Origin of the sequence: Streptomyces coeruleorubidus (assembly GCF_028885415.1) — a bacterium.
GTDB classification, from domain to species: domain Bacteria; phylum Actinomycetota; class Actinomycetes; order Streptomycetales; family Streptomycetaceae; genus Streptomyces; species Streptomyces coeruleorubidus_A.
This window is the reverse complement of the sequence record NZ_CP118527.1, coordinates 5,402,215-5,417,887: the sequence shown is the minus strand read 5'-3', so window position 1 is coordinate 5,417,887 and position 15,673 is coordinate 5,402,215. Positions and strand designations below refer to the sequence as shown.

The window sequence follows — 15,673 nt, the reverse complement described above, 5'->3', positions numbered from 1 at the left end:
CAGGCCGTACGCAGTCGGACGACTGTGGCCAGTCAGGCACAAGACGCGGAAATCGGACCGTACGCACAAGAGGGAGACCGCGATGAGCGCACCCGACGGCAGCCCGGTCGGCGCCGAACGCACCATCGGCCAGCTGTTCGCCTCGGCGACGGCGGAAATGTCGGCGCTGGTGCACGACGAGATCGCGCTGGCGAAGGCACAGCTCAAGCAGGACGTGAAGCGCGGCGCGACCAGCGGCGGCGCCTTCTCGATGGCGGGGGCGGTCCTGCTGTTCTCCCTGCCGATGCTGAACTTCGCGCTGGCGTACGGCATCCGCACCTGGAGCGACTGGAACCTCGCGATCTGCTTCCTGCTGTCCTTCGCGGCGAACGTACTGGTCGCGGTCGTGCTCGCGCTGATCGGCGTGGTCTTCGCGAAGAAGGCCAAGAAGAGCAAGGGCCCGCAGAAGGTCGCCGCCTCGATGAAGGAGACCGCGGGCGTCCTGCAGAAGGCCAAGCCGCACCCGCGGCCGGAGCTCGCGCAGGACCGGGTCCCCGAGGCCATCGAGGCTGTGGCACGCTCGTCGTCATGACCGATCCCGCCACACCTTGGGCACAACCGGCTTCGGCCGTGCGGCTGGACGGCCCCTGGAGCCACCGCGACGTCGCCGCCAACGGCGCCCGCTTCCACATCGCCGAGCTGGGCGACGGGCCGCTGGTCCTGCTGCTGCACGGCTTCCCGCAGTTCTGGTGGACCTGGCGGCACCAGCTGGTGGCGCTCGCCGACGCGGGTTTCCGGGCCGTCGCCATGGACCTGCGGGGCGTCGGGGGCAGCGACCGCACGCCGCGCGGTTACGACCCCGCCAACCTCGCGCTCGACGTCACCGGCGTCATCCGCTCGCTCGGCGAGCCGGACGCCGCACTGGTCGGCCACGACCTGGGCGGGTACCTCGCGTGGACGGCGGCCGCGATGCGCCCCAAGCTGGTGCGGCGGCTGGCGGTCGCGTCCATGCCGCATCCGCGGCGCTGGCGCTCGGCCATGCTGCGAGACGTCAAGCAGACCCGCGCCGGTTCACACATCTGGGGGTTCCAGCGGCCCTGGATCCCGGAGCGGCAGCTCACCGCCGACGACGGGGAGCTCGTGGCCCGGCTGATCCAGGACTGGTCCGGGCCGCGCCCGCCGGAGGAGGATGCGCTTGCGACGTACCGCCGCGCCATGTGCATCCCCTCCGCGGCGCACTGCGCGGTCGAGCCTTACCGCTGGATGGTGCGCTCCCTGGCCCGCCCGGACGGCATCCAGTTCAACCGCCGCATGAAGCGGCCCGTGCGCGTGCCGACGCTCCATCTGCACGGCTCGCTCGACCCCGTGATGCGCACACGCAGCGCGGCCGGCTCCGGCGAGTACGTCGAAGCCCCCTACCGCTGGCGCCTGTTCGACGGCCTCGGCCACTTCCCGCACGAGGAGGACCCGGTCGCGTTCTCCTCGGAGCTCATCAACTGGCTGAAGGATCCCGAACCCGATCGGTGACCGGGTGACCGCTGCCGGTATCCGCACGTGAACGCTTGTCCTACGAACGGCCAATTGCCTGGCGCATAGGCCAATTGGACGCCCCGGGGGCGGTTATCGACCATGAGGCGGGGGCACACGTCGGGGTATGGGCTGGACGCACGACTACAGTGACGCAAGCCGCAATCGCCGCTCGGCGGGCGGTGCGAACCCCCACCAGCGAAGCGGTGCACCGCAGATGGCGACCGCGGACCCCAGGGTCGGGATCCCGCGCATCCTCCGCCGCCGCGCCCGCTGGGTCTCCGTACGTCTGCGCCACACACGCGACTGAGGCGTCACCCCCGCGAGTGACCCGTCGGCTGCCCCGCTCCAGCACCACTCCTAGAGCGCGCAGCTGTCGCTGCCCACCTGCTGGTTGGCGTTGCGCCCCTTGGTGATGTCCTCCTGGATCTCGTCCACGGTCAGCGCGTAACCCGTCGCGGCGTCGTCGAGGGACTTGGCGAAGACGACGCCGGAGACCCTGCCCTCGGGTGTGAGCAGCGGGCCGCCGGAGTTGCCCTGGCGGACGGTCGCGTAGAGGGAGTAGACGTCGCGGCGGACCGTGCCGCGGTGGTAGATGTCCGGGCCGTTGGCCGTGATGCGGCCACGCACGCGTGCGGCCCGCACGTCGTACGCCCCGTTCTCCGGGAAGCCCGCGACGATCGCGCCGTCGCCGCTGCCCGCGTCCTCGGTGGTGAACCGCAGCGCGGGCGCCTTGAGGTCCGGCACGTCCAGTACGGCGATGTCGCGCCGCCAGTCGTAGAGCACGACCGTGGCGTCGTACTTCTTGCCCTCGCCGCCTATCTGCACGGTCGGCTCGTCGACGCCGCCCACCACGTGCGCGTTGGTCATGACGCGGCGGTCGGAGAAGACGAAGCCGGTGCCCTCCAGGACCTTGCCGCAGCTCGGGGCCGTGCCCATGACCTTGACGATGGAGCGCTGGGCGCGGGTAGCCACCGGGCTGCCCGCCAGAGCGGGGTCCGGCGGCTGGACGTCGGTGATCGGCTCGTTCGCGAACGGGCTGAAGACCTGCGGGAAGCCGTTCTGCGCGAGGACCGAGGAGAAGTCCGCGAACCAGGTGGCGGCCTGGTCCGGCAGCGCCTGGGAGACGCCGAGCAGCACCTTGGAGCTGCGGACCTCCTTGCCGAGCGTCGGCAGTGTGGTGCCCGCGAGGGCCGAGCCGATCAGCCAGGCGACCAGGAGCATCGCCACGACGTTGACCAGGGCGCCGCCGGTGGCGTCCAGGGCCCGGGCCGGGGACCAGGTGATGTGCCGGCGCAGCTTGTTGCCGAGGTGGGTGGTGAGGGCCTGGCCGACGGAGGCGCAGACGATGACGACGACGACCGCGACGACGGCCGCGGTCGTGTTCACCTCGGCGTTGTCCGTGATCGCGTCCCAGATGACGGGCAGCGCGTAGACCGCGACGAGACCGCCGCCCAGGAAGCCGATCACCGACAGGATGCCGACGACGAACCCCTGGCGGTACCCGACGACCGCGAACCACACGGCGGCGACCAGCAACAAGATGTCCAGCACGTTCACGGAGGCCACCCTGTCATGCGCGCCAGTCGAGCGGGACCTGCTTCTCGCGGTCCCAGGGCCGCTCCCAGCCCGAGTAGTGCAGCAGCCGGTCGATGATTCCGGCCGTGAAACCCCAGACAAGTGCCGATTCGACCAGAAATGCCGGGCCTCGGTGGCCGCTGGGGTGGACGGTGGTGGCTCGGTTCGCGGGATCCGTGAGATCCGCCACGGGGACGGTGAAGACCCTGGCGGTTTCGTTCGGATCGACGACCCCGACCGGGCTGGGCTCACGCCACCAGCCCAGCACCGGGGTGACGACGAAGCCGCTGACCGGGATGTACAGCCGGGGCAGGACGCCGAACAGCTGGACGCCCGAGGGGTCGAGGCCGGTCTCCTCCTCCGCCTCGCGCAGGGCCGCCCGCAGCGGGCCGTCGCCCCGCGGGTCACCGTCCTCCGGGTCGAGGGCGCCGCCCGGGAAGGAGGGCTGCCCGGCGTGCGAACGCAGGGAGTGCGCGCGCTCCATGAGCAGCAGCTCCGGTCCGCGCTCACCCTCACCGAAGAGGATCAGCACGGCGGACTGCCGCCCGGCGCCGTCCTCCGGCGGCAGGAAGCGGCTCAGCTGCCGCGGCCGGACCGTCTCCACCACGTGCACCACCGGGTCCAGCCAGCCGGGCAGGCCCTCCTTGCTCACCGTCACCGGCCCGCCCTGTGTGTCGCTCGCCCGCGTCATCGCCACCCCCGTCGTCCTGCCGCTTTCAACGCACGGCGGCCCTGAGATCGTTCCGCGAACGGCCGCGATCCCCTGATCGAGGGGCTCGTACGGCAGCCCGGACGGCCCGTCCCGGTGCTCGGGCAGCTCATCCGGCCCCCAGCGGCGGCGCCGGTTTGCCGCCCGCGTCCAGATAGGCCTGCGGGGGGTTCAGACGCTGGCCGGGCAAGCCGCCCTTCTCGTACTTGAGCAGCTTCTTCGCCTTCTCCGGGTCGGTCTCGCCCTCGCCGTACGCCGGGCAGAGCGGGGCGATCGGGCAGGCGCCGCACGCGGGCTTGCGGGCGTGGCAGATACGGCGGCCGTGCCAGATCACGTGGTGCGAGAGGTCCGTCCAGTCGCTCTTCGGGAAGAGCGCGCCGACCGCGGCCTCGATCTTGTCCGGGTCGGTCTCGCCGGTCCACTGCCAGCGGCGCACCAGGCGCTGGAAGTGCGTGTCCACGGTGATGCCTGGCCGGCCGAAGGCGTTCCCGAGCACGACGAACGCCGTCTTGCGGCCGACGCCGGGCAGCTTGACCAGGTCCTCCAGTCGGCCTGGGACCTCGCCGCCGAAGTCCTCCACCAGGGCCTTGGACAGCCCTATGACCGACTTCGTCTTGGCCCGGAAGAAGCCGCACGGGCGGAGGATCTCCTCCACCTCCTCCGGGTTGGCGGCGGCCAGGTCCTCGGGGGTGGGGTACTTGGCGAAGAGGGCGGGGGTCGTCTGGTTGACGCGCAGGTCGGTGGTCTGGGCGGACAGGACCGTGGCGACGACCAGCTGGAAGGGGTTGGTGAAGTCCAGCTCGGGGTGGGCGTACGGGTAGACCTCGGCGAGCTCGCGGTTGATACGGCGGGCCCGGCGGACCAGGGCGGTGCGGGACTCGCCACTCGGGGGGTGGACGACGGTCTTGGCCGGGGCGGTGCCCTTGATGCGGGCCGTGGCCTTCTTGGGGGCGACGGTGACCTTCTTGGCGGCAGGGGCCTTTTTCACAGGCGCGGCCTTCTTCGCGGAAGCAGTCTTCTTCACAGAGGCAGCCTTCTTCGCGGACGCGGCTTTCTTCACAGCCGCAGCCTGCATCGCAGATGCCTGCTTACTCGCGGCCCCGGCCTTCCTGGCAAGCGTCTTCTTCGCCGGCGTCGGCTTCCCGGAAGGCACCGCCTCCCCTGTCGCTTTCGCCGTTTTCCTACCGCCATCGGGGCCCTGTTCGCCCACAGCGGAATCGCGACGTACAACCACCCGCGCAGCCCCCTCGGCCTGTGCTCTCACCGGCGATTTGGACACCCGGCCAGCCTAAGGCCCGGCACCGACATCCGCCCCGGACCCCGAGGATCGGCGCCCAATTGGACCCCTGCCGCGTACCCCGGGACACGTGTGCGGCATCCTTGTGACAGATCACACTGTTTGGACCGTCCGGCAAAATGGGCACCACGGTGCCTTGGTACGCGGGGGCAAACGCCCCTGAGCAGGTCGACAAGGAGAGAACTCGTGGACGACGTTCTGCGGCGCAATCCGCTCTTCGCGGCGCTCGACGACGAGCAGGCCGCGGAGCTCCGCGCCTCCATGAGTGAGGTGACCCTCGCGCGCGGCGACTCGCTGTTCCACGAGGGTGACCCCGGCGACCGCCTGTACGTGGTCACGGAGGGCAAGGTAAAGCTCCACCGCACGTCCCCCGACGGCCGCGAGAACATGCTGGCCGTGGTCGGCCCCGGCGAGCTCATCGGCGAGCTGTCGCTGTTCGACCCGGGCCCGCGCACCGCGACAGCCACGGCTCTGACCGAGGTCAAGCTGCTCGGCCTCGGCCACGGCGACCTCCAGCCCTGGCTGAACGCCCGCCCCGAGGTGGCCACGGCTCTCCTGCGCGCCGTAGCGCGCCGGCTGCGCAAGACCAACGACGCGATGTCCGACCTCGTGTTCTCGGACGTCCCGGGCCGTGTCGCCCGCGCCCTGCTGGACCTCTCCCGCCGGTTCGGCGTGCAGTCCGAGGAGGGCATCCACGTCGTCCACGACCTCACGCAGGAGGAGCTGGCCCAGTTGGTCGGCGCGTCCCGCGAGACGGTCAACAAGGCGCTGGCGGACTTCGCCCAGCGCGGCTGGCTGCGCCTGGAGGCCCGCGCGGTGATCCTCCTGGACGTGGAACGCCTCGCCAAGCGCTCGCGCTGACGCGCACGCACCCCCTGGCCGTACGTCCTCGGGCCCTGTCTCCTCGCGGGAGGGGGCCCGACGTCGTCCGCGGCACGAAAACGAGCCGCGCCGGGAGCCCCCTTCACGGCAGGAAGGGGGCTCCCTCGCGCGCGTGCCCGAGGTCTTCCGGCCCAAGACGGAGTGGACTAGATGAGCCCGTGCTCCTCCAGGTAGTCCAACTGCGCCCGCACCGACAGTTCCGCCGCCGGCCACAGGGAGCGGTCGACGTCGGCGTAGACGTGGGCGACGACTTCCCCCGGAGTGCGGTAGCCGTCCTCGACGGCCGTCTCCACCTGGGCGAGGCGGTGGGCGCGGTGGGCGAGGTAGTACTCGACGACGCCCTGGGCGTCCTCCAGGACCGGTCCGTGGCCCGGCAGGACGGTGTGGACGCCGTCGTCGACCGTGAGGGACCTGAGGCGCCGCAGGGAGTCCAGGTAGTCGCCGAGACGGCCGTCGGGGTGGGCCACGACCGTCGTACCGCGGCCCAGGATCGTGTCGCCGGTCAGGACCGCCCGGTCGGCCGGGAGATGGAAGGAGAGCGAGTCGGCGGTGTGACCGGGGGTGGGCACGACCCTCAGCTCCAGGCCGTCGGTGGTGATCACGTCTCCGGCGGCCAGGCCCTCGTCGCCCAGCCGCAGTGCCGGATCGAGCGCACGCACGCGCGTGCCGGTCAGTTCGGCGAACCAGGCGGCGCCCGCCGCGTGGTCGGGATGACCGTGGGTCAGCAGGGTCAGGGCGACGCGCTTGCCGGCCTGCTCGGCCGTGGCGACGACATGGCGCAGGTGCCCCTCGTCGAGCGGGCCCGGGTCGACCACCACGGCCAGGTCCGAGTCGGGCTCGGAGAGGATCCAGGTGTTCGTGCCGTCCAGGGTCATCGCCGACGGGTTGGGGGCCAGGACGTTGACGGCCCGCGCGGTGGCGGGGCCCGAGAGAACCCCGCCGCGAGGCTGGCCGGGAAGGGCTGCTGCGTCCGTCATGCGGTGGCTCCACCGGTCGGGGCGGTCGGGATGCGTTTGGTGAACTCGTCGTGGCCCGGCCAGGAGAGCACGATCTCGCCGTCCACCAGGCGGGCGGTGGCCAGGACGGGCGTGAGGTCCCGCCCCGGGGCGGCCGCGAGCGCCTGCGCTGCCGTCTCGTACGCCGTGAGCTGACGCAGGGTCGCGATGGTCGGCGGCATCATCAGCAGCTCGCCCTTGTCGTATCCGGCCGCCGCCTCGCCCGGGGCGATCCACACCGTACGGTCCGCCTCCGTGGAGGCGTTGCGGGTGCGCTGCCCCTCGGGGAGGGCGGCCACGAAGAACCAGGTGTCGTAGCGGCGGGCCTCGAACTCCGGGGTGATCCAGCGCGTCCAGGCGCCGAGCAGGTCGGAGCGCAGGGCCAGGCCGCGGCGGTCGAGGAACTCCGCGAAGGACAGGTCCCGGGCGACCAGGGCGGCGCGGTCGGCCTCCCAGTCGGCGCCCGTGGTGTCGCCGACGACCGAGTCGGGCGTCGGACCGGCGAGCAGCACGCCCGCCTCCTCGTACGTCTCCCGTACGGCCGCGCAGACGATCGCCTGGGCCGTCGTCTCGTCGACGCCGAGCCGGTCCGCCCACCACGCGTGCGTGGGGCCCGCCCAGCGGACCTGGTGGTCGTCGTCCCGGGGGTCGACGCCGCCGCCCGGATACGCGTACGCGCCCGAGGCGAAGGCCATGGAGGCGCGTCTGCGCAGCATGTGGACGGCGGCGCCGGTGCCGGTGTCCTTCAGGAGCATGACGGTGGCCGCGCGCTTCGGGGTGACCGGGGTGAGGGTGCCGGCCGCGAGTGCGCGGATGCGGTCCGGCCACTCCGGGGGGTACCACTGACCGTTCGCCATGGGCGCGAGGCTATCCCGTGACGGGCGGATGTTCGAGTGGCCCTGGGGGCGGATTCCGCAGCTAGGACCACCGAAAGGGTCCTGGCGGACACCCTCTAGTGTCCCGGTCCGGAGATCCTGTCGCAGTAGCGGCAGATGCGGTCGATGATCTGGTCTGCGGTCTTGGTCCACTTGAAGGGCCGGGCCTGCTCGTTCCAGGTCTTGATCCAGTCCTCGAGGGCGGTCTTGAGCTCGTCGAGTGAGCAGAACACGCCGCGTTCGAGGCAGCGCCGCTGTAGTTCGGCGAACCACCGCTCGACCTGGTTGATCCAGGACGAGTAAGTCGGGGTGAAATGCAGCTCGAACCGGGGATGGGCCAGAAGCCACTTGTGGACCACCGGCGCCTTGTGGGCGGAGAGGTTGTCGCAGATCACGTGGACCGCCAGGCCGGGATCGGTCTGGCGGTCGATCTCGTCGAGGAAGTCGCGGAAGTCCACGGCCCGGTGCTGCGCGGACAGCTTGCCGATCACCTTGCCGGTGGCGGTGTTCAGGGCGGCGAACAGGTCCACGGTGCCGTGCCGGACGTAGTCGAAGCTGCGCCGCTCGGGGATGCCCGGGACCATCGGCAGTACCGGAGCTGTCCGTTCCAGGGCCTGGATCTGCGGCTTCTCGTCGACCGCGAAGACGGCCGCGTTCGCCGGCGGGGCGAGATACAGCCCGACCACGTCACGGATCTTGTCGATCAGCAGCGGGTCCGGAGAGATCTTGAAGGTCTCCGTGCGCCAGGGCTGCAGCCCGAAGGCCCGCCAGATCCGCAGCACACTCGTCGGTGAGATCCCCACCCGCCGGGCCAACTCCCGCTTCGACCAGTGGGTGGCGCCTTCGGGCACCTCTTCCAGCGTGCGCACCACCACCTCTTCCACCTGGGCGTCGGTGATGGTGCGGGGCACGCCGGGACGCAGCTCGTCGGACAGACCATCGAGACGGCGTTGCAGAAATCTGGTCCGCCACCGGCTCACGGTCCCCCGATCAGTGTCCAGCCGCGCGGCCACCGCGGTGTTGTTCAGCCCGTCCGCGCAGGCCAGCACGATCCGTGCCCGCTTGGCCAGACCCTGCGCGGTTGTCCGCCGTTTGGCCCACCCCTGCAACACCAGCCGCTCGTCCTCGGATAACACCAGCGGTTGCAGCCTGCTGTCCCCCATTCCTCCAGCAGACCGCAGCCGCCAGCCGCTGTCACCGCCCGAGCCGAAATCTGAAACGAACCACGACTCACGTGGCGAGACGTGAACTCAAGACCAGATCACTAGGCGAGCTCCACCTGGATCTCGACCTCCACCGGTGCGTCCAGCGGCAGCACCGCCACGCCCACCGCGCTGCGCGCGTGCACGCCCTTGTCGCCGAGGACCTCGCCGAGCAGCTCGCTGGCGCCGTTCAGCACCGCGGGCTGGCCCGTGAAGTCGGAGGCCGAGGCCACGAAGCCGACGACCTTCACCACGCGCGCGATGCGGTCCAGGTCACCGGCGACGGACTTGACGGCGGCCAGGGCGTTCAGCGCACACGTGCGTGCCAGCTCCCTGGCCTCCTCCGGGGTGACCTCCGCACCGACCTTGCCGGTGACCGGAAGCTTGCCGTCCACCATCGGGAGCTGCCCGGCGGTGTAGACGTACGGCCCGGACTGCACGGCCGGCTGGTACGCGGCGAGCGGCGGGACGACATCGGGCAGGGTCAGGCCGAGTTCGGCCAGCTTCGCCTCGACGGCGCTCATCACTGCTTCTCCCGCTTCAGGTAGGCCACGAGCTGCTCGGGGTTGTTCGGCCCGGGCACGACCTGGACGAGCTCCCAGCCGTCCTCGCCCCAGGTGTCCAGAATCTGCTTCGTGGCGTGGACGAGCAGCGGCACGGTTGCGTATTCCCACTTGGTCATGCGGCCGACTCTAGCCGCTGCCGGAGAGGGGTCATGCGGCCGACCACGCCCCCGGTCGTCCGCCCGCCTCGGCGGCGGTTATCCACAGCCTCCCGCGTAGCCCGGGCACGGACTGGTTAGGCTCGAATACGTGAGCAGGCTCCAGGTCGTCAGCGGCAAGGGCGGTACCGGCAAGACCACGGTGGCCGCGGCCCTAGCGCTGGCCCTGGCCACGGAGGGGAAGCGGACGCTTCTCGTCGAGGTCGAGGGCCGTCAGGGCATCGCGCAGCTCTTCGAAACGGAAGCGCTGCCTTATGAGGAACGGAAGATCGCCGTCGCTCCCGGGGGCGGGGAGGTGTACGCGCTTGCCATCGACCCCGAACTGGCCCTTCTGGACTACCTCCAGATGTTCTACAAGCTGGGCGGCGCCGGACGGGCCCTGAAGAAGCTCGGCGCGATCGACTTCGCCACCACCATCGCGCCCGGGCTGAGAGACGTACTCCTGACCGGCAAGGCGTGCGAGGCGGTGCGGCGCAAGGAGCGCAGCGGGCGGTTCGCGTACGACTACGTCGTCATGGACGCCCCGCCCACCGGGCGCATCACGCGCTTCCTGAACGTCAACGACGAGGTCGCCGGCCTCGCCAAGATCGGCCCGATACACAATCAGGCCCAGGCGGTCATGCGGGTGCTCAAGTCGCCGGAGACGGCCGTGCACCTGGTGACGCTGCTGGAGGAGATGCCCGTCCAGGAAACGGTGGACGGCATCGCCGAGCTGCGGTCGGCGCGGCTGCCGGTGGGGCGGATCATCGTGAACATGGTGCGGCCGGAGGTGTTGGACGCGGCCGACCTGGAACTCGTCCGGACGGTCCCGCGTTCCACGGTTGCGCGGTCGCTGTCGTCCGCCGGGCTCGGCGGGGCGAGGCGCGGCGGGCGCGCGGAGCGGCTGGTGGATCCGTTGCTGACGCAGGCCGAGGAGTACGCCGAGCGGTACACGCTGGAGCACGAGCAGCGTGCGGTGCTCACCGAGCTGGGCCTGCCGCTGCACGAACTGCCGCTGTTCGCCGAGGGCATGGACCTGGCGGGGCTGTACGAGCTGGCCCGCGAGCTGCGCGAGCAGGGCGTGTCATGAGCCGGGCAGGCCGCGGCCCCCGGAACAGCACACAGGCAAGGCCCGTCATGAGTCGGAAGCAGGGGATGTCATGAGTCGTCCGGACCCGGCCCACACCCACGACCCGGCCCGCCACCACCACACCCACGACCCAGCGGCCCGCCACCACCTGTCCCCCGCGCGCGTGCTCGACGTCGACCCGCTGCTGGAGGACCCGAAGACCCGCATCGTGGTGTGCTGCGGCTCGGGCGGGGTCGGCAAGACCACGACCGCGGCGGCCCTGGGGCTGCGCGCGGCCGAGCGGGGCCGCAAGGTGGTCGTGCTCACCATCGACCCGGCCCGCCGGCTCGCCCAGTCCATGGGCATCGACTCCCTCGACAACACCCCGCGCCGGGTGAAGGGCATCGACGACTCCGCGGGCGGCGAGCTGCACGCGATGATGCTCGACATGAAGCGCACCTTCGACGAGATCGTCGAGGCGCACGCGGACCCCGAGCGGGCCGCCGCGATCCTGGGCAACCCCTTCTACCAGTCGCTCTCGGCGGGCTTCGCGGGCACGCAGGAGTACATGGCGATGGAGAAGCTCGGGCAACTGCGGGCCCGGGACGAGTGGGACCTGATCGTCGTCGACACCCCGCCGTCCCGCTCGGCGCTGGACTTCCTGGACGCGCCCAAGCGGCTCGGGTCGTTCCTGGACGGACGGCTGATCCGGCTGCTGACGGCGCCGGCGAAGCTGGGCGGCCGCGCCGGGATGAAATTCCTGAACGTCGGGATGTCGATGATGACCGGCACCCTCGGCAAACTGCTCGGCGGTCAGCTCCTCAAGGACGTCCAGACGTTCGTGTCCGCGATGGACACGACGTTCGGCGGGTTCCGCACTCGCGCGGACGCCACGTACAAGCTGCTCCAGGCGCCCGGCACGGCGTTCCTCGTGGTCGCGGCTCCGGAGCGGGACGCGCTGCGCGAGGCCGCGTACTTCGTGGAGCGGCTGGCCGCGGAGGACATGCCGCTCGCCGGGCTGGTGCTCAACCGGGTCCACGGCAGCGCCGCCGACCGGCTGTCGGCCGAGCGGGCGCTCGCCGCCGCGGAAAATCTTGAAGAGCCCCGCATTGTGGATCAGGAGGGCGGGAAAGAAGGACTTCGTAACTCCCCCGACACGTACGACAGTTCAGACTCTCCCACACCCGAAACACCAGCTCCGGCTGCTGCTCCGGCTTCTGACGGTGGCTCCCCCGCCGAGAACGCCGAGAACACCGAGCGGTCCGTCGACCAGCTCGCGGCAGGCCTGCTGAGGCTGCACGCCGAACGTATGCAGTTGCTCTCCCGTGAGCAACGCACGCGTGACCGCTTCACCGCGCTCCACCCCGAGGTGGCCGTGACGGAAGTGGGCGCGCTGCCCGGCGATGTGCATGACCTCGCTGGGCTGCGCGACATCGGCGACCGGCTCGCGGCGAACGAGCGCGAACTGCCCGAGACCGAGCTGCCCGTGGCGGGCACCCGGCCCGAGGCGAGTGCCTGAGCGTCCGGGCGAGTGCCTGAGCACTACGCGAGTGCGCCTGAGCACAGGCACAAGACAGGTGCTCCTGAGCACAACGCGAGTGCCTGAGGGCGACCCGGCGCTGCCGACCGGCATGTTCCGTGCCTGTCTCCGTGGGGGCCTGGGCCCCGACTGAAACCCCGAGGAGCCCCCGGAGGGACCCCCTCAGCTCACCGCCGCGTAGTTCTCGTAGATCGCGTCGTCATCGAGGGGCACGACCCCCGTACCGCGCTCGTACTCCGAGCGCGCGGTCTCCAGCAGCCGGCGCCAGGAGGTCACCGTCGGCCGCCTGCGCAGCAGTGCGCGGCGCTCGCGCTCCGTCATGCCTCCCCACACGCCGAACTCGACGCGGTTGTCCAGCGCGTCGGCCAGGCACTCCGTGCGCACCGGGCATCCGGTGCACACCGCCTTGGCCCTGTTCTGCGCTGCTCCTTGAACGAACAGTTCATCCGGATCGGTAGTGCGGCAGGCCGCCTGCGCACTCCAGTCGGTTACCCAGCCCATACCGGCGCCGTCCTCTCCCGAATCGAGGCTCCCCCACGGCGGCAGCGGCATATTCACCGCCGCCAGTTGAGGACGTTACGGAAGGTGGGCACAGTGCAACACCCCCAGCGGGCCCAATCTTGAATGGCCCGAACGGACTATGGGTAAGCGGCAGATCACCCGGGGGAGTGAGCTGGCGACATACGTAACTTTCCCGGCAAACCGGGGCAGTTCGCCTGCGTCACAACGGACGCCGTGTGACACACAAGGCGGATTCGGACACGACTCCACCAAAAAAGTTGGGGAACACCCGGAACGATTCGGGGTCGCCGGACGTATTGATACGTGGCCTCACTGCTGTGACAGTTGAGAGCAGCTTAGGCCAAGGCCTATACGCCTGTCCGGCGAATGAGAACGTAGGCTGCCCTCATGCCAAAGAAGCGCTCGGGCGGTGGTCTGTCACCCACGCAGCAGGCCGCCAAGTTCCTCGGTGTCAGTGTTCTCGCGGGAGCCGTGCTAGCCGGTATCGCGCTGCCCGCGGTGGGTGCGCTGGGGCTGGCGGCGAAGGGATCGGTCGAGAGTTTCGACGAGCTCCCGGCCAACATGAAGACCCCGCCCCTGAGCCAGCGCACCACGATCCTCGACGCCGACGGCGGCCAGATCGCCACCGTCTTCTCGCGCGACCGCACGGTGGTCCCCCTCAAGGACGTCTCGCCGTACATGCAGAAGGCGATCGTCGCGATCGAGGACTCGCGCTTCTACCAGCACGGCGCGGTCGACATGAAGGGCGTCCTGCGCGCCCTCAACAAGAACGCGCGCAGCGGTGAGGTCGCCCAGGGCGCCTCGACCCTGACGCAGCAGTACGTGAAGAACGTCTTCGTCGAGGAGGCCGGCGACGACCCGACGAAGGTCGCGCAGGCCACCCAGCAGACCATCGGCCGCAAGATCCGCGAACTGAAGTACGCGATCCAGGTCGAGGAGGAGCTCGGGAAGAAGAAGATCCTCGAGAACTACCTGAACATCACCTTCTTCGGCCAGCAGGCCTACGGCATCGAGGCCGCGGCCCAGCGCTACTTCTCCAAGTCCGCCAAGGACCTGAACGTCCAGGAGGCGGCCCTCCTCGCCGGCATCGTCCAGTCACCCAGCCGGTACGACCCGGTCAACGACGAGGCGGAAGCCACCAAGCGCCGCAACATCGTGCTCCGGCGCATGGCCGACGTCGGCGACATCTCCCGGGCGGAGGCCGCCGAGGCGATGAAGGCGCCGCTGGGCCTGAAGGTCAGCAAGCCCAAGAACGGCTGCATCACGGCAGTCAAGGGCGCGGGCTTCTTCTGCGACTACGTGCGCGAGGTCTTCCTGAACGACCCGGTCTTCGGCAAGACCAAGGAGAAGCGGGCGAAGGTCTGGAACCAGGGCGGCCTCACCATCCGCACCACCATGGATCCCCAGGCCCAGGACTCGGCACAGGCCTCCATCAAGGAGCACGTCTACAAGAGCGACGATGTGGCCACCGCCGCCTCCATCGTCCAGCCCGGCACCGGCAAGATCCTCGCGATGGGCCAGTCGCGTCCGTACGGCTTCGGCAAGAACGAGACGCAGATCAACCTCTCCGTCGACCAGTCGATGGGCGGCGGCATGGGCTACCAGCCCGGTTCGACGTTCAAGCCGATCGTGGCCGCCGCGGCCCTCGAGGACGGCATGCCGGCGAACAAGGTGTACTCGTCGCCGTACCAGATGGCGTACCCGAGCCCGGTCTCGGTCTGCGACGGCAAGACCTGGCGAAACAGCCGGACCAACCCCGCCAAGCTCGAGAACGAGAACAAGTCCGAGGTCGGCCCGTACGACATGAAGGAAGCGACCGCCAAGTCGGTCAACACCTACTACGTGCAGATGATCAGCGACATCGGCATCTGCCCGGTCACGACGATGGCGAAGAAGATGGGCGTCGTGCGGGCCGACGGCGACAAGATGCCCCAGGTGCCCTCCATCGCCCTCGGCACCCAGGAGATGTCCCCGCTGACCATGGCGAACGCGTACGCGACCTTCGCCTCGCGCGGGATGTACTGCACGCCGGTCGCCATCGAGTCGGTCACCCAGCGCGTCGGCGACCAGACGAAGTCGCTCCAGGTACCGAAGTCGACGTGCTCGCGTGCGATGTCGGAGAAGACCGCCGACACCATCAACACGCTGCTGAAGGGCGTCGTCGAGGACGGTACGGGCAAGCAGGCCGGCCTCGGCAGCGCCCGCGCCAGCGCCGGCAAGACCGGTACGACGGACTTCCGCTACGCGGCCTGGTTCGTGGGCTACACGCCGAACATGTCCGCCGCCGTGTGGGTCGGCGACCCCGCGCACAAGCGGAAGATGGTGAACATCACCATCGGCGGCCGCTCTTACGGCAAGGTGTTCGGTGGCGAGGTCCCGGGCCCGATCTGGCACGACATGATGGTCGGCGCGCTGGAGGGCAAGCCCGCCCCCGACTTCAACCTCGTCCACATCCCCGACGGCATCGACCGGGACCGGGACCGCGGTGACGGCGACGGTGGCGGCCGCGACGACGGGGACAACGGCGGCGGCAACGGACTCATCGGCGGCCTGGTCGGCGGCAACAACGGCGGCGGAGGCAATGACCCCTTCCCGACACCTTCCTTCTCCATTCCCGAGGGCTTCTTCCGGGGCCAGGACAACGGGGGCGGGAACGGGAACGGCGGCGGGCGTTTCGGCTGAGCCGCCGGGGTGACTCAAAAGGGGCGTGACTCAAAAGGGGCGTGACTGAAAAGGAGCGGCCCCCTCTCCCGACAGGGAAGAGGGGGCCGCCCCTGTTAGGTCCCGCCGGAGGGCCG

Annotated in this window: 16 protein-coding genes; 7 read left to right on the top strand and 9 right to left on the bottom strand. The window is 70.5% G+C overall.

Translation table 11 applies throughout. The features are described 5' to 3' along the window. Window positions 1-82 precede the first annotated feature (82 nt). The 3 genes from PV963_RS25230 (at window position 83) to PV963_RS25220 (ending at window position 1,816) form a co-directional block, all read left to right on the top strand. A complete protein-coding gene (locus PV963_RS25230; RefSeq protein ID WP_020271817.1) occupies window positions 83-571 on the top strand; it encodes a phage holin family protein in 489 nt (162 codons plus the stop codon). Then, a complete protein-coding gene (locus tag PV963_RS25225) occupies window positions 568-1,506 on the top strand; it encodes an alpha/beta fold hydrolase (protein WP_274818018.1) in 939 nt (312 codons plus the stop codon). Before PV963_RS25230 ends, PV963_RS25225 begins: the two co-directional genes overlap by 4 nt. A 127-nt stretch (window positions 1,507-1,633) precedes the next feature. Beyond that, entirely contained in the window at window positions 1,634-1,816 is a 183-nt protein-coding gene (locus PV963_RS25220; protein ID WP_078602692.1) for a hypothetical protein, read from the top strand. Window positions 1,817-1,866: 50 nt separating this feature from the next. Here the strand turns inward: PV963_RS25220 and PV963_RS25215 are convergent, their stop codons facing one another. From PV963_RS25215 to nth, 3 genes are all read right to left on the bottom strand, one after another. Further along, entirely contained in the window at window positions 1,867-3,066 is a 1,200-nt protein-coding gene (locus tag PV963_RS25215; protein ID WP_274818017.1) for a MarP family serine protease, read from the bottom strand. Window positions 3,067-3,079: 13 nt separating this feature from the next. Continuing rightward, window positions 3,080-3,775: an NUDIX hydrolase gene (locus PV963_RS25210; RefSeq protein WP_274818016.1), complete on the bottom strand. Its 696-nt coding sequence runs from the start codon at window positions 3,773-3,775 to the stop codon at window positions 3,080-3,082. A gap of 127 nt (window positions 3,776-3,902) precedes the next feature. After that, entirely contained in the window at window positions 3,903-4,868 is a 966-nt protein-coding gene (gene nth, locus PV963_RS25205) for an endonuclease III (protein ID WP_274818015.1), read from the bottom strand. Between the two features lie 408 nt (window positions 4,869-5,276). Between nth and PV963_RS25200 the strand changes: the two genes are divergently transcribed. After that, the gene (locus PV963_RS25200) at window positions 5,277-5,951 is read left to right on the top strand and encodes a Crp/Fnr family transcriptional regulator (RefSeq protein ID WP_010031945.1); all 675 of its coding nucleotides are present in this window, start codon (window positions 5,277-5,279) and stop codon (window positions 5,949-5,951) included. Window positions 5,952-6,118: 167 nt separating this feature from the next. Here PV963_RS25200 and PV963_RS25195 read toward each other — a convergent pair whose 3' ends face one another. The 5 genes from PV963_RS25195 to PV963_RS25175 all read right to left on the bottom strand — a co-directional run bounded on the left by PV963_RS25195 (window position 6,119) and on the right by PV963_RS25175 (window position 9,726). Next, the gene (locus PV963_RS25195; protein ID WP_274818014.1) at window positions 6,119-6,949 is read right to left on the bottom strand and encodes an MBL fold metallo-hydrolase; all 831 of its coding nucleotides are present in this window, start codon (window positions 6,947-6,949) and stop codon (window positions 6,119-6,121) included. Further along, a complete protein-coding gene (locus PV963_RS25190) occupies window positions 6,946-7,824 on the bottom strand; it encodes an NUDIX hydrolase (RefSeq protein ID WP_274818013.1) in 879 nt (292 codons plus the stop codon). Before PV963_RS25190 ends, PV963_RS25195 begins: the two co-directional genes overlap by 4 nt. Before the next feature lie 95 nt (window positions 7,825-7,919). After that, window positions 7,920-9,005: an IS630 family transposase gene (locus PV963_RS25185; RefSeq protein ID WP_274814345.1), complete on the bottom strand. Its 1,086-nt coding sequence runs from the start codon at window positions 9,003-9,005 to the stop codon at window positions 7,920-7,922. Window positions 9,006-9,106: 101 nt separating this feature from the next. Continuing rightward, the gene (locus tag PV963_RS25180) at window positions 9,107-9,568 is read right to left on the bottom strand and encodes a RidA family protein (RefSeq protein WP_274818012.1); all 462 of its coding nucleotides are present in this window, start codon (window positions 9,566-9,568) and stop codon (window positions 9,107-9,109) included. Continuing rightward, a complete protein-coding gene (locus PV963_RS25175) occupies window positions 9,568-9,726 on the bottom strand; it encodes a DUF4177 domain-containing protein (RefSeq protein ID WP_003991873.1) in 159 nt (52 codons plus the stop codon). The genes PV963_RS25180 and PV963_RS25175 overlap by 1 nt, the downstream gene beginning before the upstream one ends. Before the next feature lie 130 nt (window positions 9,727-9,856). On the opposite strand from PV963_RS25175, the gene PV963_RS25170 reads away from it, so the two are divergent. Continuing rightward, a complete protein-coding gene (locus PV963_RS25170; protein WP_274818011.1) occupies window positions 9,857-10,834 on the top strand; it encodes an ArsA family ATPase in 978 nt (325 codons plus the stop codon). Between the two features lie 70 nt (window positions 10,835-10,904). Then, window positions 10,905-12,332 (top strand): ArsA family ATPase, encoded by a 1,428-nt coding sequence (locus PV963_RS25165; protein WP_274818010.1) that lies wholly within the window; start codon window positions 10,905-10,907, stop codon window positions 12,330-12,332. Window positions 12,333-12,515: 183 nt separating this feature from the next. Here PV963_RS25165 and wblA read toward each other — a convergent pair whose 3' ends face one another. After that, window positions 12,516-12,854, bottom strand: a complete 339-nt coding sequence (gene wblA, locus PV963_RS25160) for a transcriptional regulator WblA (RefSeq protein ID WP_274818009.1) — start codon at window positions 12,852-12,854, stop codon at window positions 12,516-12,518. A gap of 408 nt (window positions 12,855-13,262) precedes the next feature. Between wblA and PV963_RS25155 the strand changes: the two genes are divergently transcribed. After that, complete coding sequence (locus PV963_RS25155; RefSeq protein ID WP_274818008.1) at window positions 13,263-15,557, top strand: transglycosylase domain-containing protein; 2,295 nt, start codon at window positions 13,263-13,265, stop codon at window positions 15,555-15,557. Window positions 15,558-15,673: the final 116 nt, after the last annotated feature.

Bases quoted from the DNA above. Each gene is read 5' to 3' on its own strand.
- PV963_RS25230 (WP_020271817.1), top strand. From the start codon at position 83: ATGAGCGCACCCGACGGCAGCCCGGTCGGCGCCGAACGCACCATCGGC.
- PV963_RS25225 (WP_274818018.1), top strand. From the start codon at position 568: ATGACCGATCCCGCCACACCTTGGGCACAACCGGCTTCGGCCGTGCGG.
- PV963_RS25220 (WP_078602692.1), top strand. From the start codon at position 1,634: ATGGGCTGGACGCACGACTACAGTGACGCAAGCCGCAATCGCCGCTCG.
- PV963_RS25210 (WP_274818016.1), bottom strand. From the start codon at position 3,775: ATGACGCGGGCGAGCGACACACAGGGCGGGCCGGTGACGGTGAGCAAG.
- nth (WP_274818015.1), bottom strand. From the start codon at position 4,868: ATGCAGGCTGCGGCTGTGAAGAAAGCCGCGTCCGCGAAGAAGGCTGCC.
- PV963_RS25195 (WP_274818014.1), bottom strand. From the start codon at position 6,949: ATGACGGACGCAGCAGCCCTTCCCGGCCAGCCTCGCGGCGGGGTTCTC.
- PV963_RS25190 (WP_274818013.1), bottom strand. From the start codon at position 7,824: ATGGCGAACGGTCAGTGGTACCCCCCGGAGTGGCCGGACCGCATCCGC.
- PV963_RS25185 (WP_274814345.1), bottom strand. From the start codon at position 9,005: ATGGGGGACAGCAGGCTGCAACCGCTGGTGTTATCCGAGGACGAGCGG.
- PV963_RS25180 (WP_274818012.1), bottom strand. From the start codon at position 9,568: ATGAGCGCCGTCGAGGCGAAGCTGGCCGAACTCGGCCTGACCCTGCCC.
- PV963_RS25175 (WP_003991873.1), bottom strand. From the start codon at position 9,726: ATGACCAAGTGGGAATACGCAACCGTGCCGCTGCTCGTCCACGCCACG.
- PV963_RS25165 (WP_274818010.1), top strand. From the start codon at position 10,905: ATGAGTCGTCCGGACCCGGCCCACACCCACGACCCGGCCCGCCACCAC.
- wblA (WP_274818009.1), bottom strand. From the start codon at position 12,854: ATGGGCTGGGTAACCGACTGGAGTGCGCAGGCGGCCTGCCGCACTACC.
- PV963_RS25155 (WP_274818008.1), top strand. From the start codon at position 13,263: ATGCCAAAGAAGCGCTCGGGCGGTGGTCTGTCACCCACGCAGCAGGCC.